We start from the raw sequence: 22,723 nt of genomic DNA, 5'->3' as shown, positions 1-22,723 counted from the left end.
TTTTTGCCCGGTCGAGTGGTACGTGATGGCATGGTAGACACACGGGAGCTGGAGGAGGGGACAGTCGAGGGGGAGGAGTTCGACGACCCGACGGTGGTCGACGACGAGTTCGACCGGCTGTTCGGCATCGTCGCGGACGGCGTCGTCGGCGCGGCCGGGGGGCTGGTCGGGACGGCGCTGATGACGGTCGTCCTGCTCATCGGCGAGAGCTTCGGCGTGTTCACGCGGGCGTCGTTCGCGACGGTCACCGAGATGGTCGGTCTGGAGGGGCTGTTCCCGCCGGTGACCGCCGGCTACGTGCTGTTCGTCCTCGCCGGGATGTTCCCCTGGCCGCTGCTGTTCGCCTCGCTCAAGGACTACCTGCCCGGCGGGCGCGACCCCGTCCACGGCGTCTACTTCGGGACGGCGCTGTGGACCGGGTTCGTCTTCGCGTTCTACGACGGCTACGCCGGCGTCGCGCTGGTCGGCTACCTCGCCGTCACGCTCGTCGCCCACTGGGTCTACGGGGTCGGCCTCGGCGCCGTCTTCGAGTACCTCTCGACGCGCCCCGACACGCTGGTCTGAGCGCGCGAACGGCGCCGCGGGACCGACGGACGCGTCGGCCGCGAGACCGCCGCTTTTGTCCCCCGGGTCCGTAGCTCCACCATGGACAGGGATCAGATCCTCGAACTCGTCGCGCACTACCTCGTCATCGTCGTCATCGTCACGGTCGTCCTCGGCGTCGTCCGCGCCGCCGTCGGCGAGCTCGGGTTCTGGCTGGAACTCGCCGTCGTCGTCGTCATCGTCGCGCTGTACCGCCCCGTCGTCAAGGCCATCGGCATGGAGCCGAGCGCCTGGAACCGCGGCGAGTGAACGGCGGCGTTCGAGAGATCTCTCGACGCGCTCGCTCCGAGAAGTCGGGCCGCTACACCCACTCGATGGCGGCGTCGAGGTCGAGCGGCACGTCGCCGTGGCGATACCCCTCGCAGCGGCCGTCGGGGCGGTAGCGGAAGACGACGGTGGGCTGGTAGCCGACGGAGGGGCGCTCGGCGCGGATGGGGTTCCACTCGTCGTCGCGGAAGGAGGTGCAGTCGACGAGGAGGACGGCGTCGTCGTGGATGGCGAGCTGGTCGCGGGTCTTGGAGTCGACAGTGCGCCGTAGCGCGGCGATGGCGGTGCCGGCGGGGCGATTGCGGGGCGCCATCGGGCGGGTGACTTCGACGAGGCGCTCGCCCCCCGGTGTCTCGACGGCGAAATCGAGCGCGTGGCCCGAGTCCTGTTCGGACTCGGGGACGAACGGAATCGCTGCGTCGGCCAGCAGTTTGGCGGCGTCGAACTCGCCCATGGTGGCGCGCATGCGGGCGAACTCGTCGCGCTCGCTGGTGCCGAGCTTGGCTGCCATCGTGTAGCGGTGGTCGTCGAGGACGCCGGTCGCGAGCAGGCGCTCGTAGAACTCCAGGCTCTCCTCGCGGGTGGCGTCGGGGAAGCCCGCGGCGTCGCGGTCGAAGAAGGCGCGGGTGGTCTCCCGGCCGTCCTTCGAGAAGAGGACAGGGAGGAAGAACCACGAGACGTACTCGTAGGCGGCGAGCCAGGGGGCCTGGCGCTGCAGGTCGTAGGTGAGTTCACGCTGGGCCCAGCGGGCCACCTCGAAGGGCGCCTCGTCGAAGGTCTCCTTGTCGGTGCGCCACAGCGTCTCGGGCGTCTCGGTGTTGCCAAGCCAGTAAGCACCGTCGTCGTTCCAGGCGAACAGCGCGAGGTCGCCGTTGTCCATCTCCAGCCGGCGGGCGCGGTACCCGCGCGGGCCGTCGATCTTCGGCGTCGTCAGTCGGGCGCCGAAGCGGTCGTCGAGCGGGGCGAGCAGGTCCCGCCTGACCCTGTCCTCGTCCCAGCGCCCGGTCGACCGCCGAAAGCGAACCGGTCCGGCCATATCGAAAGGGAGACCGCCAGTGGTATACACTGTTCGGACTCGCCGCCCGTTCGACCGCCGGAGCCGCCGACCGAAATCGTCCGTCTCGGCCGGATCGACGCCGCTCGACGTATAATCGCACCGACCGTTACATTGATACGCGTTAGCTCACAAGTGTGGGTGTGATACACAATGTCGATGGGTGCATACGACGAAGTGGAGCATGAACGCCGGGAGCGCAAGAACAGCGAAGTCGAGGTGAGCGACGACGACCGACGGACGGAGTACCGCGGCGAGGTGGAGTACGACAGCGAGGAGTCGACGGAGGAGCTACTCGACCAGTTCAGGGAGATGAAGTGATCGCGTCGGCCCCTTCTGTGCGGCTGTAGAGGACGACCAGCGACAGCGTCGTGACGGTCGCGACCGCGAGGACGTGGCCGACGACGGCGACCAGCAGGACCGTGTGGTCGACCAGGAAGGGGACGAGCAGCAGCTGGAGGACGCCGAAGCCCATCGTCTCCAGGTCGGCGCGGGCCAGCGCGCGGGTCTGCTCGGGGGAGAACCGGAAGCGGACCGACCGCCACAGCGCGGCGACGCTGGCCCACCAGCCGGTGCCGATGCGGTAGCACACGTCCCAGAGGACCAGGAGGGTGAGATACGTCGCGGCCAGCGGCGGCTCGGGCCCGAGCAGGTCGGTCACGAGCGGGCGGGCCGAGCGCGGGTCGACGACGAACAGGTAGGTCAGCAGGGCGACGAACGCCAGCACGCCGAGGACGACCTCGATGCTGGAGCCGAAGAGGAGCCGGCGGTAGGGCTCGGGCGGGTCGGCCCGGCGGACGTGTTTGCTGATCCGGAGCATCTCGACGCTGCCGGCGGTGGCGACGACCACCGCGGCGGTCCCGGCGACGGCGCCGTCCGCGAGGCCGTAGTACCACGCCAGTATCAGGACCCCGGCCTCGAACAGCGAGAACTGGATCGCCAGCGCCAGGCGCTCGGAGATGTCGATCCCCGGGAGCGCGCCGAAGATGCTCTCGTACACCCACGTCTCGCCGTACTCCGGGACGAGGCGGTCGGTCGCGGCGTCGTCGGGAGCCGAGTCGCCGGACGGGCGGTCGCCGGCCGCGTCGTCGGGCGCCGGATCGGCGCCCATCAGCGCCGCCCTCCGCGCTCGCCGGCCGTCGGGCTCCCGCCGGGGGCGGGCCTGGGCGCCCCCGCGTCGGGCGCGAGCGCCTTCCGAACGGCGTCGTCGAACGTCGTCAGCTCGACGGGGACGTGGTCGCGGATGGCGTCGTCGGTGACGACCACCGGGTTCTTCAGCCCGAGGACGAGCGGGCGCGCCACGGCGGTCGGCACGTCGGTCACGAGCCCGATCCAGTACGAGGAGAGTTTCGGCGTGAGGACGGGCACCGAGAGGATCAGCGGCCGCGGCCGACCCATCGCCTCGGCGGTCCGGGCGAGCATCTCGCGGTAGGTCAACACGTCGGGCCCGCCGATACCGTACGTCTCGCCGGCCGTCGCCGGCGCGTCGAGGACGCCGACGAGGTACGCGACCACGTCGTCGACGGCGATTGGCTGGCACTCGTTCGTCACCCAGCGGGGCGTGACCATCAGCGGCAGGCGGCGGACGAGCTGGCGGACCATCCGGAAGCTCGCGCTGCCGTCGCCGACGATGACCGCCGCCCGCAGCGTCGTCAGCGCGTAGTCGGCGTCGGCGAGGATCATCTCGACCTCCCGTCGGGAGCGGAGGTGCGGCGAGAGGTCGTCGCCGTCCTCGCCGAGCCCGCCGAGGTAGACGACCCGCTCGACGCCCGCGTCGCTCGCGACCGCGGCGAAGTTACTGGCCGCGCTGCGGTCGCGCTCCTCGAAGTCGTCGCCCGCCCGCATCGAGTGGACGAGGTAGTAGGCGGCATCGATCCCTTCGAAGGCGGGCGCGAGCGTGCCGGGTTCGAGCAGGTCGCCCTGAACCACCTCGACGCCCGGCGGCGGGTCGTAGGCCGACGGGTCCCGGACCAGCGCCCGCACCTCGTGGCCGGCGCCGGTCAGGGCGGGGACCAGTCGCCCGCCGACGAACCCCGTCGCCCCCGTGACGAGCACGTGCATACCCGTCCCAGGGACCGTATCCCCTTAACGACCCGAGCCGATGGCGCCCGTCCGTCCGACCCCTGTCCGCCCGTCCACCCGATCGACGGCTCAGTCGTCCCACCCGGGCGTCTCTGGCGCGCCTCGGTCGCCCTCGACGGTCGCGGCGGCCGCGGGCTCGGGCGGCTCGTCGTCGGCGCGGTCGGTCCACTCCGCGACGGCGCTGTCGACCCACGACGCCGAGTCGAGCGCTCGCTCGCGCGCTCGCTCGTAGCGCTCGTCGCTGACGGCGAGCGTCCCCGGGCTGGAGGCGGCGGCGACGGCGACGAACTCGGCGTGGTCGGCCCGCGTCGCCTCGCCCGCCGCGAGCCGTTCGACCGCGCCCTCGACCCGCTCGGCGTCGGGGTGGGCGAACACACGCGCGCCCACTGCCCCCGGTCCCAGAACCGGGTCGGCGCCGGCGGGCGGGTCGCCGTCGACCAGCCGCTCGCCGCCGTGGGCGCGCTCGACGCGTTCGCACTCCGTCTCGGCGTCGAGCGCGAGGTTGTCACCGGGATAGGTCGAGCAAGTCCCGGGGTAGACGTCGCTGTCGTGGACGCGACACTGGAGCGTCGCCGGGTCGAGGAAGGCACAGGTCGGGAGCCAGCGGGGCTCGGCGCCGAAGGGCGCGACGGGTTTGGGGACCTTCCGCAGGCCGACGAGGAAGGCGGGGCGACCGCCGAGGGCGGCGACCTCGACGCCGCCGACGGCGACGCTCGGGCCGTCGTCGATGCGGAACAGGCGGGCGACGAGCGCGCCCGCGAGACCCTCGTCGAGGAACGTCCGAACCTCGTCGCTCGACACCGGCGCGAGGTTGTCGATATCGTCGAGCGGCCGGTAGCGCCCGCGGCGCTCGTGGCCGTGGTCGGCGTCGTCGGGCGCCAGCGCGCGCCAGTCGAGACAGCAACCGGCACACCCCTCGCAGTTCACCTCCATGGTCGCGCTTGGGCGCCGACGGTCAAAAGGCCGCGTCCGAACCGGCCGCGGTGTCCGAGCCGTGGGGGCCGTCAACCGCGTAGACCGCTGTACCGAGCGTCGGATACCGGGCCACCGAAGGCTGAAGGCGCGAGCGGGCCGACGGGCGAACATGGGCAAGCGACTGTTCGTCGGCGTCGACCTCGACGGGCTCGCCGACGAGGTGGTGGCCGTCCAGGAGCGGTTCGCGGGGGCGTCGGGCCTGAACTTCACCGACCCCGAGGGGGCCCACGTCACACTCAAATTCCTCGGCGACACCGACCCCGACCGGCTCGACGAACTCACGGACGAACTCGCGGCGGCGGTCGACGACGCCGGCGTCGATCCCTTCGAGTGCGAGTTCGACGGCCTGGGCGTCTTCCCGGCTCTCGACTACATCAGCGTGGTCTGGGTCGGGACGCGCTCGGGGGGCGAGGAGCTGACGCGCCTGCACGAAGCCGTCGAGGAGCGGACGACGGCGATGGGGTTCGACGCCGAGGACCACGAGTTCACGCCCCACGTCACGATAGCCCGGATGGACCACGCCGGCGGGAAGGAACTGGTCCAGGAGACGGTCCGCGAGAGCGACCCCGACGCGGGGCGGCTCGCGGTCGAGGAGATCCGGCTGAAAGAGAGCGTGCTGGGGCCCGACGGGCCGACGTACGACACCGTCGAGCGGTTCCCGCTGTAGCGGGCGGGCGCGGTTCGAGTCCGAGGGCGACCGTTACAGCGCGGGGAGGCCGCCGGGGAGGACGCGCGCGGCGACGTACCCCTCGCCGTCGGCGGCGGGCGAGAGTTCCATCCGGACGGTCGAGCCGGGCGCCGTCCCGTCGAGTCGCCCCGCGACGAGCCCGTCCAGACAACCGACGACCGTCCGCTCGTCCCCCTCCGGCGTCTCGACGGTCATCCGGCCGGTCGCACCCATCGGGTCGACGACCCTGTGGGGCCGTGCTCCCGTCTTCCCCGCTTTCCCCGCTTCCCCCGCGTCCCCCGCTTCCGCGTCCGCCTTCACGTCGGTCGTTCGCGTCTCGGTCGTTGACATACTGTTTTATTCAGCGAACCAGTATTTATATTTCACCGCATAGGAGTTCGAATGTTCATAGTGCGTATAAGGTACATTAACCACGGCGTGGCACACCGGGATCGACGGCGTCGCGGCGCCGATCCGGTCGGTGGTCCGCGGGAGCCGTCCGCTTTAGGTCTCCCAAAAATAGTCAGATTCGTGATAACTATTAAGGACGGGCTCGGCGTAGGTTCGGGTACGGATGGCCGACCTCGGAAATTTCGCGCTGGTGTTCGTCGCGGGGCTGCTGACGGCGCTGGCGACGGGACTGGGCGCGCTCCCCTTCTTCCTGGTCGAGGACATCTCCGACCGGTGGAACGTGGTGCTGTGGGGGCTCGCCTCGGGCATCATGGTGGCGGCGTCGCTGTTCGGGCTGATACGGGAGGGGATCGCGGTCGTCGACGGCGGTCCCGTCGACGCCGCGGTCGCCGTCGGCCCGGGCGTGCTCGTCGGCGTCCTGCTGGTGGTCGTCGCTCACGAACTGCTGGAAGACGCCGAATTCCACCCGAAGGAGTACGAGGAGGCCGACTTCAGGAAGCTCGTGCTCATCCTCGGGATCCTGACGGTCCATAGCTTTCCGGAGGGCGTCGCGGTCGGCGTCTCCTTCGCCGAGCTGGGGATCGACGACCCGAGCCTGTCGACGGTCGCGCTCGGTGGACTGACGCTGCCGGTCCTGGCGGTGTTCATGACCGTCGCCATCTCGATCCACAACGTCCCCGAGGGCGTGGCGGTCTCCATCCCGCTGCGGTCGATGGGCGTCGGCGAGTGGCGGATGGTGTGGTGGGCGGTGTTCTCCAGCCTGCCCCAGCCGCTGGGCGCCGTGGTCGCCTACTACTTCGTGACACTGGCCGAGCGCTTGCTCCCGTTCGGCTTCGGGTTCGCCGCGGGCGCGATGGTCTACCTCGTCGCGACGGAGTTCGTCCCCGAGGCGCTGGAGCGGGGGTCGGACCTGCCCGGCGGCGGCCGTCGGGAACTCCTCGGCGGGATCACCGCGGGCGTTCTCCTCATGGTCCCGCTCGCGTTCGCGTGAGCGTGGCCGCCCGGCCGCCCCGACGGGACCGACTGCTCGTCAGATAAGCTTTCGGCGGGTGACCGTCAGATCCACGAACACGTCGAGCGGCGACGGCTGCTCCGATCTCGGCGGGTTCTCCTCGCGATACCCCGAGTGGTCGACGACGAAGTAGTACGGGCCGGCGTCGTCGATCGGCTGTCGCGCCCCGCCGTCGCGGCTCTCGGCGACGTAGGCGTCCTCGGCGACTTCCTCGGCGTTCGCGCCGACATCGCCGTCGCCCTTCGGCGTCAGCGCCGGCTCGTTCCCGTCCGTGTACGTGTCGTAGAACATGAGCGACTCCTCGCTCGCGAAGAAGTACACGTCGAACGGCCGGTCGGCCTTCGCCCGATAGCGGATCGCGCCGCCCGGGTCCGACACGTCCGGGAGCTCTTCGATCCACCCCTGACCGGGGCGGACCGAGACCGACCGCTGGACGGTCGCCACCACCTCGCCGCCGCCGACACAGCCCGCCGCACCGCCCGCGACCGCCACCGCGGCCGTAGACAGCAGCGCTCGCCGATGCATACCTACGGGAGACGAATACTGCTATAAAGAGACTCGGCCCGGAGAATCACACCTGATAGCCGACGGTTCGGGCGCTCCGCGGCGCGACTCCGGCGTCCGACGACCGGGGAGAACACCCGGGGAGAACGAGCAGGAGGCGAAGGCCGGAACGAACGGATAGGGGGGTGAGCGACCGGGGACGGCGCCGTCGTCGGGCGGTGAACGGTCGCGGCCGAAAGGAACAGGAATTTAAGCGCCGGGGCGGAAGGGGGTGACACTATGGGTAAGAAGTCGAAATCCAAGAAGAAGCGCCTGGGGAAACTCGAGCGCCAGAACACGCGCGTTCCGCCGTGGGTCATGCTCAAGACGGACCGCAACGTCGAACGCAACCCGAAGCGGCGCCACTGGCGCCGTAGCGACACGGACGAATGAGCGCCGGTGACTTCGAGGAGCGGGTCGTGACCGTCCCGCTCCGCGACGTGAAGGCCGCGCCCAACGAGGAGCAGGCCGACAAGGCCATGGCCATCGTCCGCGAGCACCTCGCCAAGCACTTCGCCGTCGACGGCGACGCCATCCGTCTGGACCCCTCGATCAACGAGGCGGTCTGGGCGAACGGTCGCTCGAACCCGCCGCGAAAGCTCCGCGTCCGTGCGGCCCGCTTCGAGGAAGAGGGCGAGCACGTCGTCGAAGCCGAGACCGCAGAGTAGACTTGCTCCGCGCGGCCTTCTCCGGTTCGGCGTACGTCGGTGTCTTCGCACGCGCGACCGACGACTGTCTGCTCGTCCGCCCCGACGTGGACGAGGACCTCCGCGAGGACCTGGCCGACGAACTCGGGGTCTCGGCGGTCCCGACGACCGTCGGCGGCTCGGGTACCGTCGGCGCGCTGGCGACCGGCAACGGCAACGGGCTGCTCGTCAGCAGCCGCGTCCGCGAGCGCGAGCGCGACGCGATCGCCGAGGCGACCGGGCTCCGCGTCAGCGAACTGCCCGGCCGGATCAACGCCGCCGGCAACGTCGTCCTCGCCAACGACAGCGGCGCCTACGTCCACCCCGACCTCTCCGAGTCGGCCGTCGACGCCGTTGCGGACGCCCTGGAGGTCCCCGTCGAGCAGGGCGTCCTCGCCGGGTCGCGCACCGTCGGGACCGCCGCCGTCGCGACCAATGACGGCGTGCTCTGTCACCCCGACGCGACCGACGCGGAACTGGACTTCCTCGAGGAGTTGCTGGACGTGCCCGCCGACATCGGCACCGTCAACTACGGCGCCCCGCTGGTCGGGTCGGGTCTGGTCGCCAACGACCACGGCTACGTCGTCGGCCAGGACACCACCGGTCCGGAGCTGGGTCGCATCGAGTCGGCGCTGGGCTACATCGACTAGCCCGCGCCGGTCAGAGGATCTCCTGCGGGACCTGCGCGGCGTTGTCGCCGAGCACGTCCAGCATCGGCTCGACCTCCTCGAACCGCGACCCGCGACTGACGGTTTCGGCGTCCCGGTCCCACTCGATCAGGTCCGCGGCCGCCAGTTTCGGCAGGTCGGCGTGGTACAGCCGAACCGTCGCCCGACGCCGCGACCCCGACCGGTCGCGGTCGCCGCCCGTCGATGGCCGCGCCGTGTCCCCCCGCGTCCGGACGGCGTCGGGCAGACTCACTGACTCCTTCTCGCACAGCACCAGCAAGAGCCGCCGTCGCCGGTCGTCGGCCAGCAACCCGAACACCTTCGAAGCCCCCATCATGCGCGACGGTTCGTGACAGTCATATATAAATATTGTCTCGGATCTATTATCGTGGATCGCGAGCGAGCGCGACCGGCGGGGCCGTCGGAGTCGGTGTTCGACGGACGCGGTGGCGGCGGCGAGAGTTCGTTGCGGAAGGTACTTCCCGCTCGCTCTCCCAGCGGGACACATGAGTGAGTTCACAGTCACCGGGCAGTGGAATGCCCGAGACGGCTGGCAGTCCTTCGAGAAGTCGATCGAGGCGGTAAACGAGAACGTCGCGCGCGAGCACGTCCTCGCGGAGTTCGGCTCGAAGCACGGACTCAAGCGCACGCAGGTCGAGATCGAGGGGGTCGACGCATGAGCCTCGGTGGTGGCGGCGGCGGCGGCCAGCAGCAACTCCAGCAGATCGCCCAGGAGATCGAGCAGATCGAGGAGCAGATCGAGGCCATGGAGGAGGAGATCACCGGGCTTCAGGACGAGAAACAGGAGATGAACGAGGCCATGGAGGCCATCGGGGCCATCGAGTCCGGCGACACCGTGCAGGTGCCGCTGGGCGGCGACGCGTTCCTCCGCGCGGAGATCCAGGACATCGACGAGGTCATCGTCGAGTTCGGCGCCGGCTACGCCGCCGAGCAGGAGCAGGACGACGCCGTCGATATCCTCGAGAACAAGCAGGACACCCTCGACGAGCGCATCGAGGAGATCCGCTCGGACATCGCCGAGCTGGAGACCGAGAGCGAGGAGCTCGAACAGCAGGCCCAGCAGATGCAGCAACAGCAGATGCAGCAGATGCAGCAGATGCAGCAGCAGGACGACGAGTAAGGCCCGATGTTCGACGGACTGAAAGAGAAGCTCGGCCGCTTCAGCGACGACGTCGAGGAAGACGTCGACGACGAGGCGGTCGACGAGGAAGCGGTCGACGGTGACGCCGACGGGGCCGAACCCGACGAGGCCGAGTCCAGCGACGCGTCCGCGGACGGAGCGTCGGAGACGACCGACGACCCCGACGCCGCGGAGGCGGTGGACGCCGAGTCCGAGGTCGATGCCGAGGACGCGGGCGACGCCGACGGGGCCGAGCCCGACGCGCTCGAAACCGAGGCCGACGCGGACGAGGAAGCGGCCGACGCCGGCGACGAGCCGGAGGACGCCGAAACCGAGGACGCCGAGAGCGAGGCGGAAGGCGACGACGGTCGGAGCCTCGGCGAGCGGGCGAAACTGTTCGCGACCGGCAAGACGGTCATCGACGAGGACGACCTGCAGGACCACCTCGACGACCTCGAACTCGCCTTGCTCCAGAGCGACGTGGAGATGGGCGTCGCCCAGGAGATCCTCGACGGCGTCGAGGAGAACCTCGTCGGCGACACGCGCCGGCGGCTGTCCTCGACCGGCAACCTCGTCCGCGACGCGCTTCGCGAGGCGCTGTACGACGTGATCAGCGTCGGCCAGTTCGACTTCGACGAGCGGGTCGCCGAGGCCGACGCGCCGGTCGTCATCATCTTCACCGGCGTCAACGGCGTCGGGAAGACGACGACCATCGCCAAGCTCTCCCGCTACTTCGAACAGCGGGGGCTGTCGGCGGTGCTGGCCAACGGCGACACCTACCGCGCCGGCGCCAACGAGCAGCTCCAGCAACACGCCGAGGCGCTGGACAAGCGGGTCATCTCCCACGAGCAGGGGTCGGACCCCGCCGCGGTCATCTACGACGCCGTCGAGTACGCGAAGGCCAACGACGTGGACGTGGTGCTGGGCGACACCGCCGGTCGCCTGCACACCTCCGACGGCCTGATGGACCAGCTCTCGAAGATCGACCGGGTCATCGACCCGGACATGACGCTGTTCGTCGACGAGGCCGTCGCCGGCCAGGACGCCGTCAACCGCGCCCGCGAGTTCGACGACGCCGCGGAGATCGACGGCGCCGTCCTGACGAAGGCCGACGCCGACCCGCAGGGCGGCGCGGCCATCTCCATCGCCCACGTCACGGGCAAGCCGATCCTCTTTCTCGGCACCGGGCAGGACTACGGCGACCTCGAACCGTTCGACCCCGAGGACATCGTCGACCGACTCATCGGCGAGGAGTAGGTCGGCGCTCGGGGGTCGCCCCGGCCGTCGAGCGCGTCGGGCCAGTCCGACTCGGCCAGCCGGCCCGCGCGCTCGACCGGTCAGTCCGCGACGCCGACGCGCCCCTCGCCGTCGACGACCATCCGCTCGACGGTGACCGTCCCCCCGACGGACCCGAGCGCGTCGTCCAGTAGAAACACCGCCGCCGGCACCCGGAACTCCCCGATGACACTCATGGATCCAGTTCGAACCGCCGGCGAATAAACGTCCGGCCTACTCGTCGCGCTCGTCGGAGAGGTGTTCCCACACCTCGGCGCAGCCGCATCCGTCTTCGACGTCGTCGAGGTGTGAGGTGTCGACCTCGCGTTCGTCTTCCGATTCGACCTGCTCTTCTTCGACCGCCTGCACGTTCTGTGAGTCGCTCATTCGGTTGCTCGATCACAAGGCCCCCTTCCATATAAAAACGCACCTCCACGCACCCTTCGCCGTCGCTGCCGGGAATAGGCAACATCGTCCGGTTCTATCGATCGGCGCTCCCCGAACAAGCCCGGGCGTACGCCGTGATACCGGACCGAACCGGGCGGATCGGACACATGACACGACTGCGGTCCGACCGATCGGGCACCGGCCCCGGCCGGACGGCCGCTGGGCGCGAAACGGTGGTGTCTCCGCCGCCCCAGACCGTCACCGGTAGCGGCAATCGAAGCGGGGTTTCACGCAGCCGTGGCAGCGCTGACCGAGAGAGTGGGATACAGGAACGTGGGTAGTGAGAACTAATAGCACGCACGCGACCGTCGCGTGAGAGAGACCATGCACACAAGTGACACACGCACTCGTGAAACTTCGGGGGAGACGGCGTCGAACGGCAGCACGACGGGTATCGACGAGCACACGCGAGCCACCAGGGGGTGGTCGACGTGAACACCGTCGAGGAGTGGAAACAGGAGAAACACCCGCTGGACGTGGTCGAGGACGTCAAAGAGTACGCCGCGGAGGGCCTCTCGTTCGAGGAGATCGAGGAGCGGGCCGGCGACGGCGAGTGGGAGCGGCTGAAGTGGGCCGGGATGTACAGCCACGGGGTCCAGGACGGCTACTTCATGATGCGGACCAAGGTTCCGGGCGGCTATCTCACCCCCGAACAGGCCGAGGTGGTCGGCGAAGTGGCCGAGACGTACGCCACCGCGCCGGCCGAGTACGGCGGCGAGGACCAGAACTCGGTCTGGGGCGACGCCTTCCTCGACATCACCACCCGTCAGGATATCCAGATGCACTGGATCGAGGTCGAGGACGTGCCCGAGGTCTGGGCGAGATACGACGAGGTCGGCCTGACGACGATCCAGGGCTGTGGCGACTCCGCCCGGAACGTCCTCGGCTGTCCGGCCGCCGGCCTCGACGACCACGAGTGTTTCGACGCCCAGCCCGTCATCGACGCCGTCTCCGACTACTTCACGGAGAACCGGGAGTACGCCAACCTCCCGCGGAAGTTCAAGATGACAATCACCGGCTGCACGCACGACTGCGGCCAGTCGCAGATCAACGACGTGGGGCTGACGCCGGCGCGGAAGGAAGTCAGTGGCGAGGAGATCTACGGCTTCCACTGCAAGGTCGGCGGCGGCCTCTCGGACGGGCCGCGCATGGCGACGGCGATGGACGTGTTCGTCCCGCCGGGCGACGCGGTGGAGTTCTGCCGAGCGATCGCCCAGACGTTCAAAGAGCTGGGCGACCGGTCGAATCGCGGCGTCTGCCGGATGCGCTACCTCGTCGAGCAGCTCGGCACCGACGAGTTCGAGCGGGCGGTCCGCCGGCGCTGCTCGGTCGAGTTGCCCGAGCGCGGGGTCGACCTCACCGAGGGGTACACCGGCGACCACGTCGGCGTCCACGACCAGAAGGCCGAGGGGCTCAAATACGTCGGGTTCAACGTCGTCGCGGGCCGGATGGGCGGCGACGAGTTCGCCGACGCGGCCCGCGCCGCGCGGGAGTACGGCACCGACGAGGCCTCCGTCCGCCTCGCCACTGACCAGAACTTCCTGATCACCCACGTTCCCGCCGAGAACGTCGGCGACCTGCTGAACGAGCCGTTCGCCCGGAAGTACGAGCCCGACCCCGGCCCGTTCACGCGGGGCGCCGTCGGCTGCACGGGCTCGGAGTTCTGCAACTACGGGATCATCGAGACGAAGAATCGGGTGTACCGGTGGGCCAAGGCCCTCGACCGGCGGATCGACACGCCCGACGACCTGGACGTGGTGCGGATGCACATGTCCGGCTGTTCGGCCTCCTGCGCCCAGCCGCAGATCGCCGACATCGGCTTCCGCGGCGAGACCGTCCAGCTCGACGACCCCGAAGGAACGACGAACGAGGAGGGCGACAACATCGTCGAGGGGATGGACTTCGGCCTCGGCGGGTCGCTCGGGTCGGACAACGAGTTCCTCGACTGGGTGGAGACCGCGGTGCCGGCGAACGCGGTCATCCCGGCCATCGAGGAGCTGTTCGCGGCCTACGTCGACGAGCGCAACGAGGGCGAGCGGTTCTACGAGTGGACCCGCCGCGTCGGGAACCAGCGGTTGCGGAAGGTCATGCGACGCGCGGACGCGAACGTTTCGGGGGGTGTCGCGCATGGGGACTGACCGACCGGGCGAGCGCGTGGCGGTCGACCCGGAGTCCGAACAGGTCGCACCCGCCGACGCGGCGCCGGAATTCGTCGAGCGGACCGAACGCGAGTGCGACGACCGGGAGGCGCGCGATCTGGACGACTCGCGACTGCTGACCGACGGCGGCGAACCGACCGGGTCGGGACGCGACGAGCCCATGCCGGGTGTCCCCGACACCGGCCGCGCGAGCAACGAGAGCGACGACTGCGGTTGCGGGAGTTCCTGCGGCTGCGGCGGCCACTCCCACGGTCACGGCGCCGGATCGAACGGTGCCGTCCCCGACGGCGGCGCGACACCCGCGAACGTCGACGAGAACGGCAATCTCCGCGACGTGGAGTTCACCGAGCCCGCGGAGGGCGAGAGTCAGGACGTGTACGACACGCCCGCCGACCGGCGCGTCCAGCGGCCCGGCGAGGAGGACCTGGCGCTGGACACGCCCTCCTACGAGATCCGCTCGCGGATGAACGACGTCGAGACGCCCGACGACAAGACGTGGTTCATGGAGCTCGACGAGGCCGTCGTCGACGACGGCCGCTGTATCCAGTGTGGCACCTGCGTCGCCGCCTGCCCCTCCGATTCCATCGGTATCGGCGACGACGGCCTGCCCGAACTCGTCAAGATGTGTACGGGCTGTTCGCTGTGCTGGGACTTCTGCCCGCGGGGCGGCCTGCGGTACGAACGCCAGTGGAAGATAACCGGCGGCGACGACAACGTCGGCGGCGCCGGCGACCCCATCACGGAGTTCTCCGCGAAGGTCGAGGAGGAGTGGCGCGAGGGTGCCCAGGACGGCGGGCTCGTCACGTCGGTCCTGATCCACCTGCTGGAGGCGGGCGAGATCGACGGCGCGCTCGTCGCCACCGAGAGCGACGAGGATCCCTGGAAGGCCGAGGCGTTCCTCGCGACCACCCCGGAGGAGTGCATCGACAACGCCGGCAGCGTCTACAATCAGACGATGGCGCTGGGCAACCTGAACCTCGGCCAGTGGGACCACAAGCTCGACGTGCCGATCGAGGAGGCGTCGCTGGCGCTCGTCGGCACCCCCTGCGAGATCGAGGGGATCCGCGCCCTGGAGGACTTCGAGTGGGAGTACGGCGCCCAGGAAGCGGGGGTGCGGGCGATCGACTACCGCATCGCCCTGATGTGTACGAAGAACTTCAACTACGAGCGCCTGATGGGCGAGCAGCTCGTCGAGCAGCGCGGCATCGATCTGGACGACGTGGGCAAGATGGACGTGCTCGACGGGAAGATGATGGTCTACGACCGCGACGGCGACCTGATCGTCGACGAGGACGTGGAGGAGTTCCACGACGCCGCGCTGAAAGGGTGCGACGAGTGCGCCGACTTCACCGGCTACTGCGCCGACCTCACCGTCGGCTCGGTGGGGTCGAGCGACGAGTACTCCTCGGTGATCGTCCGCACCGAGCAGGGCCTCGACGCGTGGAACCTGACCAAAGACGACCTGGACTACCACGACCTCGAAGACCGGTCGGCGGTCGGCGGCCTGCAGTCGTGGGACAAGAAGAAGGCCTTCGAGTCGCTCGAACGGCCGTTCGACCCCGACGCGCCCCGATTCATCGACTACACCGACCACGCGGAGAACTACGGGACGGAACTGAACCCGCACGAGAGCGAACACTGAGGGGGGTGCCCTGCGCTCCGTATTCCGGTCAGTACGTTCGCACGTCGAGGCCGTCGATTCGCTCGAAGTGGTCGACGTTCCGAGTTAAGACCGGTTCGTCCTCGTGGAGCGCGGTCGCGGCGATGACACAGTCCTCCCTGTCGATCGGTTCACCGGTCGCGTACAGTTCACCCGAGACGCGGCCCGCACGACGCATCACGTCGTGGTCGGCCGGGACGATAGTCTTCGAGTCCAGCACGTCGAGGACGGCCGCCTTCTCGTCGTCCGGCCGGTCGGACCGACCGACGCCTTCGTAGAGTTCGAGGACCGTGACCGACGAAATCTTCTCGGGTTTGCGGTCGCTTTCGAGGTTCGCCAGCGCGGCGAGGGCGTTCTCGTTGCCGCCGAGCACGTCGAGGACGAACGACGTGTCCTGTATCATCCGTCGATGTCGTCACTCAGACGTTTTCGACGGGTCCGCGAGCGGTCGCGACCCTCCTCGATCGCCGCTTCGATATCGCCGGTTCCGTCGCTCCAGATACCGGCGACTTCGCTCCACGAGCGCTCGCCCGCGAGGCGCTTCACCACGTCGCTGAAGCTCTCTCCGTCGCGTTTCTCCGCCGCGAGGCGCTCGTAGGCTTCCTCGTCCAGTGAGATCGTCTTGGTGGCCATCAATACACAGTTGTGTGTGTACTCATGTAAATCGTCGGGCGGCTCCAGAGCGACGGGACTACAGGGAGTTCGTCGCTGAACTGCTGTGACGGGGGCGGTCGAGCCGATACGGGTCGAACCGAACGCGGTCGCCGAAACGACTACCCGCGAGCGAGCCGACGGGCCGATCCGATGACCGAGCGGCTCTACACCGACCACCCCGACCTGTACGATGCGATCCAGCGCGGGTGGGACTACGACCGCGACGCCGCGTTCGTCGACGAACGGGTGGCCGCGAGCGATCCGTCCGTCCTCGACGTAGGCTGCGGAACGGGCGAACACGCCCGCCGGTTCGCCGAGGCGGGGTTCGAGGTGACCGGCGTCGACCCCCACGAGGGGATGCTCGACCGCGCCCGAGAGAAGTGCGGCGACGGGGTCACGTTCCGGCGGGGCGCGCTTCCCGACCTCGACCTCGACGGGCGCTTCGACGCCGTCGTCGCCATCAGGGGCGTGATCAACCACCTCGCGCCCGACGCGCTCGGGCCGGCCGTGGCGGCGCTCGCCGACCGCCTCGCGCCGGAGGGCGTCCTCGTGTTCGACAACTCGCCGCTGCCGCCCGAGGGTAACGACCCCGCGTACCACGTCGGCGAGTACGACGGCGGCCGCTACGTCAGGGTGGCCCAGATGCAGTCGCGGACGGACGACCGGCTGGAGTGGGTGTCGGTCGCCTTCACCGAGGACGGGGCGGTGTTCACGAACAGTCGACCGATGACGCCGTTCGCCGACGAGGAGGTCAGGGGTGCGCTCGACGCCGAGGGCCTCGCCGTCGAGACCCGCGAGGGGTACGGTCCCGACGACCGCCGGACGGTGTTCGTCGCCCGGCGATAGTCGTCACATCTCCGAGCGCTTGACGAGCGCGTAGACGAGAAGCGCCGAGAGGACGACGCTGAGATACGCTTCGCTGGCGGCCAGTACCTCCGCGAGCCGGCCCTCGGGGCCGAGGAAGCCGTAGCCGATGGTGGTGTAGGAGATGTAGCTGAAGCGAGCTACGTCGAACAGCGTCGACAGCCCCTGGGCCGTGACCAGTTCGGCGGGCGCGACCTGGCCGGCGGCGGTCATGAACGGGTCGCCGCCGAGCACGTCGAGGAAGTCGCCCAGGGCGTAGAAGGGCACGTACAGAAGCGGCGCGAGGACGAACGCGAAGCCGATCCGGATGGGGCGCATCCCGTGGCCGCAGGTGACGCCGAGGAACCAGTTCTCGGCGGCGCGGCCGGAGTTTTTGATCCGGGTCCACAGCGGCGCCGAGCCGTCGCGGGCGACTTCGAGGTTCTTCGCGCGGCTGTACTGCTGGCGCTTGACGCGGAACTCGCCGGCGACCTTCATGTCGCCGACGGCGGCGGCGCTCTGTTTCGCCTTGAGGTAGGTGGTCTCGGTCACCTCCGGGGTCATCTCGAGTTCGTAGTCGGGGTCGGCGTCGGGCGGTTCGTGGAACTCGTGGATGGCCCAGGCGTTGCGGTCGAGGTACTCGCGGTGGCCGCTGAAGTCGAACTCGTGGCCGTCGAACTCGGTGAACTCCGTGCGGCAGAAGCGGAAGAAGTCCAGCAGGCGACGGTGGTCCCCCTCGGCGGCGGCGACCAGTTCCACGTCGCCGAGGGAAGCGAGCGTCAGGTCGTAGCGCACCCAGTTCTCGGCGGGCTGGGCGATGCGGCCGCTCACGATCTTCGCGCGGGTGAAGTCCACCCAGGCGTCGCCCTCGACCTGGCTGGCCTCGAAGTCGATGCGGTCGGAGAAGACCGCGCCGCTGAAGTCGATCTCCCCGCCGAAGGTGGTGTCGACGAAGTTCGCCGAGGTGATCTCGGCGTCGTGGAAGTCGGCGTCGGCGCCGAAGTGGGCGCCCTCGAAGGTCAGGTCGTCCTCGAGGAAGTTCGCGCCGCCGGTGAACTCCGCGCCGCGGAACACCGCCCGGGCGGCGAACTCGACGCCCGAGAAGTCGGCGTCCTCGCGGAACCGCCCCTCGTCGAAGTCGGCCTCGGCCGCGAACGTCGCCCCGGCGAACGTCGCGTCGGCGTCGAACTCCGCCTCCTCGAAGTGGGCGACGTCCTCAAAGGCCACGTCGGCGAAGGTGACGAACCGGAAGCGGGCGTGGCGGAAGTCGACGTCGCCGGCGAACGTCGACCGCTCGAAGGTCACGTCCTCGTCGAGCGCGCGCTCGCGCCCCGAGAAGGCGGCGCCGCGGAAGTCGGCGTCGCCGGCGAAGGTCACGTCGGCGAACCCGGTGTCGCCGTCGAAGCGGGCCTCGTCGAAGTCGGCGAACCCCTCGAAGACCGCCTCGTCGAACTCGGCGTCGCCGTCGAAGCGGGCCTCCTGGAAGTCCGCCTCGCCGGCGAAGGTCGCCCGCTCGAAGTGGGTGAAGCCGAACCCGGTCTGCCGGAAGTCCGCGTCGGACTCGAAGGCGGCGCCGGTGAAGCTCGTGTTGTCGTCGAGCAGGTTCGAGTCGCCGTAGAACTCGGCGGCACGGGCCTCGGCGGCCCCCTCGAAGGTCGCGCCGTCGAAGGTCACGTCGTTGGCGAAGGTCGACTCGTCGACGTCGAACCGCCCCTCGAAGGTGGCGCCCTCGAACTCCACGTCGCCGGCGAACTCCGCCTCGAAGGCGTCGAAGTCGCCGGTGACCGTCGCGCCGTCGGCCAGGATCGCCTCCTCGACGTGGGCCTCGTCGAGGGCCACGTCGCCGACCGTCGCGTCGTCCAGCCGGACCGGCAGACGGATCGTGGCGAACCGCGCCGACAGCGACTCGATCGTCGCCTCCCGGAGGTCGACCGGGTGGCGGTCCGCCCCCTCGACGGTCAGCCGGTCCAGTTCGATCGCGGGCAGTTCGACGCCCCGCAGGTCCTTCGCCTCGGCGTCGCCCTCGCGGACGACCGTCAGGAACGCCGCCCGCACGTCGTCGTCGGAGACCCCCCGTTCGGCCCGCTCGTCGGGCGAGCAGCGCAGCACCTCGACGGCCGCCTCCACGTCGCTCCCGGCCTCGACCGCCCCGTCCGCGGCCGCTCCGAAGGCCTCGACCGCGCCGCGCTCCGAGCTCCCGTCCCCTCTACCTGTCATACTTTCTCACACGAGAAGCGTGGACCATAAATATTGCTGACGGCCCCGCCCGGGCGGCTCAGTCGGTCGGCTGGCCGGTCCGGTCCGTGCGGCGTCGGGCGTCGCCGTCGGTCGCGTCCGCGAGCGTCCCGTCGGGCACCGACGCGAAGGTCGTCCGCGTGTACAGCGCGAGGTCGAACTCGGGGTAGGTGTGGTAGGTCTCGTAGCCGTCGGGAGCGAGGTCGATCGTGGTGTAGGCGTCCTCGTCGAACCGGTAGGACACGTCGAAGCCCTCGTCGGCCGGGAACGCCGCGAGCGGACGCCGCTCGACGGTCGTGACGCAGGCCAGCCCGTCGGCCGCGTAGTCGAGGCGGAGGCGGGCGTCGGGGTCGACGCCGTCGGCGGTCCTGCGGTCGCCGATCGGCGGTCGGTCGTCGGTCGCGTCGGCGACCGTTGGCCCGTCGAGGCGCAGGGTCGTCGCGCCGTCGGCGTCGACGGGGTCGCAGGTCGACAGCTCGTGGAAGTCGTAGGCGGGGGCGCTGACGTAGTGGGAGCTGCCGACGACGCGGAAGGTGAACTCGGCGCCGAGCAACTCGCGGGTCAGCGAGTCGAACACGCGCACGTCGTCGGCGGGCGGAGCCGGTCCGTGGACGAACTGGAGGGTCTCGGAGGTCATGGGTCGACGATCACGTCGTAGTTGGGGTCGAAGACGCTGTTCGGTTCGACGCCGCGGTAGGCCGGGACCGGCCGCCAGTCCAGCCGCTCGTAGCGGTCGGCGACGGCGTCGAGGTAGTCGCTGCGGGCGCGGGAGACGTTCGGGGTCGGCGCCGGACCGTCCGACAGCAGGTAGAAGCGCTCGCCGCGCTCCAGCTCGTCGTCGCCGTCGGGGTCCTCGTACACCGAGTAGGGGAGATAGCGGTCGAAGCCGGCCTCGCGGACGGTCTCGACGTACGCCTTGTGGTGCTGGGGGAACCAGTACTTCGAGTACGCCCAGGTGGCGACGACCCCGCGGTCGGTCAGGTGTCCCCGGAGGAGCCGGTAGAACTCCGTCGAGTACAGCGACAGGGCGTCGTCGCTGCGGGCGCCCGGCACGTCCAGCAGGATCAGGTCGTAGCGCTTCTCCGAGCCCCGGAGGTAGTTGTACGCGTCGCCGACGGTCGTGTTCAGTCGGTCGTACTCGAAGGCGTCGTCGTTGTAGCGAGCGAACGCCGACTCCTCTCGGGAGTAGTCGAGGAACTCCCCGTCGATGTCCACCTGGTCGACGCCCACGCCGTAGTCGCGCAGGCGGTCGACGGCGATGTAGTCGCCGCCGCCGACGAGCAACACGTCGAACGACGCGTTTCCGGCCGCGTCGGAGCCGCTCCGGGCAGCGTCGGGCGCGTCGCCGTCGGTGCGGGCGGCCTCGGCCCCCGCGTCGCTCGTCCGCGGGTCCGCACGGGCGGTCCCCGAGCCGTCGAGGTAGGCCGACATCGGCACGTCGACGAGGCCGGCGTGATAGGAGTCGACCCAGCTCTCGCAGAGCTGGATCGCGCCGTCGAGGCGGAGACAGGTCTCGGTGCCGGGGTCGCCGGCCACGTCGCGGCGGTAGGTGGTGATCCGCTGGTAGCGGGTGCGCTCGAAGCCGGTGACGGTCACCTCGGCCTTCCCGGGCTGGTACTCGCTCTCGATGCGGTCGCCCATGTACGCGCCGGTGACCGCCCGGTCGACGGCGCCGGCGTTGGCGACCAGCCCGCCGTAGGCGCCCGTCAGCAGCAGGCCCGCGAGGACGACCCCGCGCCACCGCGCCAGCGAGAACGAGCGGTCGGCGCCGCGTTCGGCCGGCGCCCGCGCCGACCACACCGCGAACGCCAGCGCGGCGAGGCCGTTCAGCAGGCCCAGCACCAGCACGGACACGACGAGGCCGTAGTTGGGGTACAGCACCAGCGCGTAGACGACCGTCCCGGCGAGCCCGCCGAGGTAGTCGACGCCCAGCACCTCCGAGAACGACCGGCCCTCGGCCTCGGAGACGCTGAAGAACACGCCGAGGACGCCGCGGACGATCCTCCGGGGGTAGAGGCCGCCGAGCGCGGCGAACAGCGTCTCCTCGCGGTGCTCGACGAGGTCGTTCAACAGCGGGATCTCGAAGCCCGAGAGCACGCCGACGACCAGGATCGGCACGTGGGCGAGCCCGAGCGTGAGCGGCTCCTTCAGCGCGAGCCGACCGACGGTCAGGGTCACGTCCGGGAAGGCGTTCAGCGCGATCATGAACCCCGCGCCGGCGGGGCCGGCGAGCGCGAGGTACACCTCCGTCCGGAGGAAGTTCCCGGCGGGGTCGTCGAGGTGGGCCGAGAGGAAGGAACCGACGCCCATCGAGAACAGGTACAGGCCGATCGTGATCGAGTACCGCAGGACGGTCCCGCCGTAGAACACCGTCAAAAGCTCCGAGTAGACGAGCTCGTAGGCGATCGAGCAGAAGGCGACGACGAAGGTGAGCGCGAGCAACAGTCGCCGGTCGGTGAGGCGCGGGTTCGAGGACGACAGCGGCGGCTCCTCGTCGGCTGAACGTTCGGGCGGCGCGCCCGCCCGGCCGGCGGCGTCGTCGCTGTCGCGGGCCATCGGCGGTCAGTGGCTCACACTCTGGGCTTGACGTACCAGGCCTTGTCCATCTGGGGCTCGCCGAGCCCGTTGTCGACCTCCATGTCGACGGACTGCCAGCCGAAGTTCGTCGAGCCGTCCTCGGAGACCAGTTCCGTCCCGACGCGGTACCAGCCCTCGCGGACGCCGTCGCCCGGGGAGAGCGAGGCCACGTCGGCCGTCAGGTCGGCGCCGGGCTCGGGGTCGTCCCACGTCTCGTCCCAGGAGACCGACCCGGGACCGGGGCCCGGCGCGTCGTTCTCGTACTCGTCGTCGGAACCCAGGTAGGCGACGCCCAGCGTCGCGACCGAGGCGTCGGCCATCCGCAACTCGTCGTCGTGGTCGTCGCGCCAGTCGTCGCCGTAGGCCCCGCCGTGCCAGATGGCCCAGCCGTGGTGGGGGTGTTTCGGCGCCGAGGAGTAGCCCCCGGTACCGCGACCGGCGGCGCCCTTGGCCGCGCGGGCGCGACCGACCGGGAGGAGCCCGGCGACCGCGCCGCCGCCGAGGTTGCTCTGGTTCTCCCGGCGCGTTTCGACCTCGACATCGGACAGCAGCTGGATCTGCAGCGTCGTTCCCTGGAGGGCGACGTCGTCGAACACGTCGGACTTTCTGGGCGGCGGGGAGTTGCTCCCCCCGATCCCCAGGCAGCCGGTCAGTGCCACACCGACCGTCAGCCCGGCACCGCCGCGCACGAAGCTTCTGCGCTTCATACCAACTATCGCGTCGGCCATCGACCAAGTATCTTTATATTATCGTTTCATCCGAAC

General features: G+C 70.1%; 29 protein-coding genes. 14 read left to right on the top strand and 15 right to left on the bottom strand.

All coding sequences use genetic code 11. From position 1 onward, the window contains the following. Window positions 1-30 precede the first annotated feature (30 nt). Entirely contained in the window at window positions 31-564 is a 534-nt protein-coding gene (locus HZS54_RS07560; protein WP_179921538.1) for a DUF6789 family protein, read from the top strand. 81 nt (window positions 565-645) lie between these two features. Further along, window positions 646-852: a hypothetical protein gene (locus tag HZS54_RS07555; RefSeq protein ID WP_179921536.1), complete on the top strand. Its 207-nt coding sequence runs from the start codon at window positions 646-648 to the stop codon at window positions 850-852. A 52-nt stretch (window positions 853-904) separates the two neighbouring features. Here HZS54_RS07555 and HZS54_RS07550 read toward each other — a convergent pair whose 3' ends face one another. Then, window positions 905-1,906, bottom strand: coding sequence for a DUF5784 family protein (locus tag HZS54_RS07550; RefSeq protein ID WP_179921534.1), 1,002 nt, complete (start codon window positions 1,904-1,906; stop codon window positions 905-907). Window positions 1,907-2,077: 171 nt separating this feature from the next. Here HZS54_RS07550 and HZS54_RS07545 point away from each other — a divergent pair, with 171 nt between their 5' ends. After that, the gene (locus HZS54_RS07545) at window positions 2,078-2,245 is read left to right on the top strand and encodes a DUF5786 family protein (RefSeq protein ID WP_246391836.1); all 168 of its coding nucleotides are present in this window, start codon (window positions 2,078-2,080) and stop codon (window positions 2,243-2,245) included. Here HZS54_RS07545 and HZS54_RS07540 read toward each other — a convergent pair. From HZS54_RS07540 to HZS54_RS07530, 3 genes are all read right to left on the bottom strand, one after another. After that, a complete protein-coding gene (locus HZS54_RS07540; RefSeq protein WP_246391834.1) occupies window positions 2,229-3,035 on the bottom strand; it encodes a DUF7530 family protein in 807 nt (268 codons plus the stop codon). The two genes, HZS54_RS07545 and HZS54_RS07540, sit on opposite strands and share 17 nt — an antisense overlap. Then, window positions 3,035-3,985, bottom strand: coding sequence for an NAD(P)H-binding protein (locus HZS54_RS07535; protein WP_179921532.1), 951 nt, complete (start codon window positions 3,983-3,985; stop codon window positions 3,035-3,037). Before HZS54_RS07535 ends, HZS54_RS07540 begins: the two co-directional genes overlap by 1 nt. A 90-nt stretch (window positions 3,986-4,075) precedes the next feature. Beyond that, a complete protein-coding gene (locus tag HZS54_RS07530; protein WP_179921530.1) occupies window positions 4,076-4,939 on the bottom strand; it encodes a YkgJ family cysteine cluster protein in 864 nt (287 codons plus the stop codon). 151 nt (window positions 4,940-5,090) lie between these two features. Between HZS54_RS07530 and thpR the strand changes: the two genes are divergently transcribed. Next, complete coding sequence (gene thpR / locus HZS54_RS07525) at window positions 5,091-5,648, top strand: RNA 2',3'-cyclic phosphodiesterase (protein WP_179921528.1); 558 nt, start codon at window positions 5,091-5,093, stop codon at window positions 5,646-5,648. A gap of 33 nt (window positions 5,649-5,681) precedes the next feature. Here thpR and HZS54_RS07520 read toward each other — a convergent pair whose 3' ends face one another. Beyond that, window positions 5,682-5,999: a hypothetical protein gene (locus tag HZS54_RS07520; protein WP_179921526.1), complete on the bottom strand. Its 318-nt coding sequence runs from the start codon at window positions 5,997-5,999 to the stop codon at window positions 5,682-5,684. A gap of 223 nt (window positions 6,000-6,222) precedes the next feature. Here HZS54_RS07520 and HZS54_RS07515 point away from each other — a divergent pair, with 223 nt between their 5' ends. Beyond that, a complete protein-coding gene (locus tag HZS54_RS07515; RefSeq protein ID WP_179921524.1) occupies window positions 6,223-7,050 on the top strand; it encodes a ZIP family metal transporter in 828 nt (275 codons plus the stop codon). Window positions 7,051-7,089: 39 nt separating this feature from the next. Here HZS54_RS07515 and HZS54_RS07510 read toward each other — a convergent pair whose 3' ends face one another. Next, the gene (locus HZS54_RS07510; RefSeq protein WP_246391832.1) at window positions 7,090-7,596 is read right to left on the bottom strand and encodes a hypothetical protein; all 507 of its coding nucleotides are present in this window, start codon (window positions 7,594-7,596) and stop codon (window positions 7,090-7,092) included. Window positions 7,597-7,854: 258 nt separating this feature from the next. Here HZS54_RS07510 and HZS54_RS07505 point away from each other — a divergent pair, with 258 nt between their 5' ends. Genes HZS54_RS07505 through HZS54_RS07495 form a run of 3 tightly spaced genes read left to right on the top strand, consistent with a single transcriptional unit; the run spans window position 7,855 to window position 8,950 of the window. Further along, window positions 7,855-8,007 carry a 50S ribosomal protein L39e gene (locus tag HZS54_RS07505; RefSeq protein WP_006882001.1) on the top strand — a complete coding sequence of 51 codons (153 nt, stop codon included), beginning with the start codon at window positions 7,855-7,857 and terminating at the stop codon, window positions 8,005-8,007. After that, window positions 8,004-8,282, top strand: a complete 279-nt coding sequence (locus HZS54_RS07500; protein WP_179921522.1) for a 50S ribosomal protein L31e — start codon at window positions 8,004-8,006, stop codon at window positions 8,280-8,282. The genes HZS54_RS07505 and HZS54_RS07500 overlap by 4 nt, the downstream gene beginning before the upstream one ends. A gap of 2 nt (window positions 8,283-8,284) precedes the next feature. Then, window positions 8,285-8,950: a translation initiation factor IF-6 gene (locus tag HZS54_RS07495; RefSeq protein WP_179921520.1), complete on the top strand. Its 666-nt coding sequence runs from the start codon at window positions 8,285-8,287 to the stop codon at window positions 8,948-8,950. 10 nt (window positions 8,951-8,960) lie between these two features. On the opposite strand, the gene HZS54_RS07490 is transcribed toward HZS54_RS07495, so the two are convergent. Continuing rightward, window positions 8,961-9,305: a DUF7344 domain-containing protein gene (locus HZS54_RS07490; RefSeq protein WP_218927129.1), complete on the bottom strand. Its 345-nt coding sequence runs from the start codon at window positions 9,303-9,305 to the stop codon at window positions 8,961-8,963. Between the two features lie 169 nt (window positions 9,306-9,474). Between HZS54_RS07490 and rpl18a the strand changes: the two genes are divergently transcribed. From rpl18a to ftsY, 3 genes are read left to right on the top strand one after another with little or no spacing between them, the layout of a single operon-like run. Further along, complete coding sequence (gene rpl18a / locus HZS54_RS07485) at window positions 9,475-9,648, top strand: 50S ribosomal protein L18Ae (protein ID WP_179921518.1); 174 nt, start codon at window positions 9,475-9,477, stop codon at window positions 9,646-9,648. Then, entirely contained in the window at window positions 9,645-10,109 is a 465-nt protein-coding gene (pfdA, locus tag HZS54_RS07480) for a prefoldin subunit alpha (RefSeq protein ID WP_179921516.1), read from the top strand. Before rpl18a ends, pfdA begins: the two co-directional genes overlap by 4 nt. A gap of 6 nt (window positions 10,110-10,115) precedes the next feature. Next, window positions 10,116-11,366 carry a signal recognition particle-docking protein FtsY gene (gene ftsY, locus HZS54_RS07475; RefSeq protein ID WP_179921514.1) on the top strand — a complete coding sequence of 417 codons (1,251 nt, stop codon included), beginning with the start codon at window positions 10,116-10,118 and terminating at the stop codon, window positions 11,364-11,366. A gap of 80 nt (window positions 11,367-11,446) precedes the next feature. Here the strand turns inward: ftsY and HZS54_RS26435 are convergent, their stop codons facing one another. Together HZS54_RS26435 and HZS54_RS07470 are read right to left on the bottom strand one after the other, a co-directional pair. Next, window positions 11,447-11,581: a hypothetical protein gene (locus tag HZS54_RS26435; RefSeq protein WP_281377741.1), complete on the bottom strand. Its 135-nt coding sequence runs from the start codon at window positions 11,579-11,581 to the stop codon at window positions 11,447-11,449. 37 nt (window positions 11,582-11,618) lie between these two features. Next, window positions 11,619-11,771, bottom strand: a complete 153-nt coding sequence (locus HZS54_RS07470; protein ID WP_179921512.1) for a hypothetical protein — start codon at window positions 11,769-11,771, stop codon at window positions 11,619-11,621. A gap of 491 nt (window positions 11,772-12,262) precedes the next feature. On the opposite strand from HZS54_RS07470, the gene HZS54_RS07465 reads away from it, so the two are divergent. After that, entirely contained in the window at window positions 12,263-13,969 is a 1,707-nt protein-coding gene (locus tag HZS54_RS07465; protein ID WP_179921510.1) for a nitrite/sulfite reductase, read from the top strand. Continuing rightward, window positions 13,959-15,632: a Coenzyme F420 hydrogenase/dehydrogenase, beta subunit C-terminal domain gene (locus HZS54_RS07460; RefSeq protein WP_179921508.1), complete on the top strand. Its 1,674-nt coding sequence runs from the start codon at window positions 13,959-13,961 to the stop codon at window positions 15,630-15,632. Before HZS54_RS07465 ends, HZS54_RS07460 begins: the two co-directional genes overlap by 11 nt. A gap of 28 nt (window positions 15,633-15,660) precedes the next feature. Here HZS54_RS07460 and HZS54_RS07455 read toward each other — a convergent pair whose 3' ends face one another. Both HZS54_RS07455 and HZS54_RS07450 read right to left on the bottom strand, forming a co-directional pair. Then, window positions 15,661-16,053, bottom strand: coding sequence for a type II toxin-antitoxin system VapC family toxin (locus HZS54_RS07455; protein ID WP_179921506.1), 393 nt, complete (start codon window positions 16,051-16,053; stop codon window positions 15,661-15,663). Continuing rightward, the gene (locus HZS54_RS07450) at window positions 16,050-16,283 is read right to left on the bottom strand and encodes an antitoxin VapB family protein (RefSeq protein ID WP_179921504.1); all 234 of its coding nucleotides are present in this window, start codon (window positions 16,281-16,283) and stop codon (window positions 16,050-16,052) included. The genes HZS54_RS07455 and HZS54_RS07450 overlap by 4 nt, the downstream gene beginning before the upstream one ends. A gap of 171 nt (window positions 16,284-16,454) precedes the next feature. On the opposite strand from HZS54_RS07450, the gene HZS54_RS07445 reads away from it, so the two are divergent. Continuing rightward, window positions 16,455-17,150, top strand: coding sequence for a class I SAM-dependent methyltransferase (locus tag HZS54_RS07445; protein ID WP_179921502.1), 696 nt, complete (start codon window positions 16,455-16,457; stop codon window positions 17,148-17,150). Window positions 17,151-17,153: 3 nt separating this feature from the next. Here HZS54_RS07445 and HZS54_RS07440 read toward each other — a convergent pair whose 3' ends face one another. The 4 genes from HZS54_RS07440 to HZS54_RS07425 are packed head-to-tail and all read right to left on the bottom strand — an operon-like array spanning window position 17,154 to window position 22,666. Further along, a complete protein-coding gene (locus tag HZS54_RS07440) occupies window positions 17,154-19,364 on the bottom strand; it encodes a pentapeptide repeat-containing protein (protein WP_179921500.1) in 2,211 nt (736 codons plus the stop codon). A 58-nt stretch (window positions 19,365-19,422) separates the two neighbouring features. Next, the gene (locus tag HZS54_RS07435) at window positions 19,423-20,019 is read right to left on the bottom strand and encodes a hypothetical protein (RefSeq protein WP_179921498.1); all 597 of its coding nucleotides are present in this window, start codon (window positions 20,017-20,019) and stop codon (window positions 19,423-19,425) included. Continuing rightward, on the bottom strand, window positions 20,016-21,938 hold the full coding sequence (locus HZS54_RS07430; protein WP_179921496.1) for a spermidine synthase: 1,923 nt from the start codon (window positions 21,936-21,938) through the stop codon (window positions 20,016-20,018). The genes HZS54_RS07435 and HZS54_RS07430 overlap by 4 nt, the downstream gene beginning before the upstream one ends. A gap of 14 nt (window positions 21,939-21,952) precedes the next feature. Further along, the gene (locus HZS54_RS07425; protein WP_179921494.1) at window positions 21,953-22,666 is read right to left on the bottom strand and encodes a hypothetical protein; all 714 of its coding nucleotides are present in this window, start codon (window positions 22,664-22,666) and stop codon (window positions 21,953-21,955) included. Window positions 22,667-22,723: the final 57 nt, after the last annotated feature.

Source organism: Halosimplex pelagicum (assembly GCF_013415905.1).
Classification (GTDB): domain Archaea; phylum Halobacteriota; class Halobacteria; order Halobacteriales; family Haloarculaceae; genus Halosimplex; species Halosimplex pelagicum.
This window is presented reverse-complemented; position numbering and strand designations above follow the sequence as displayed.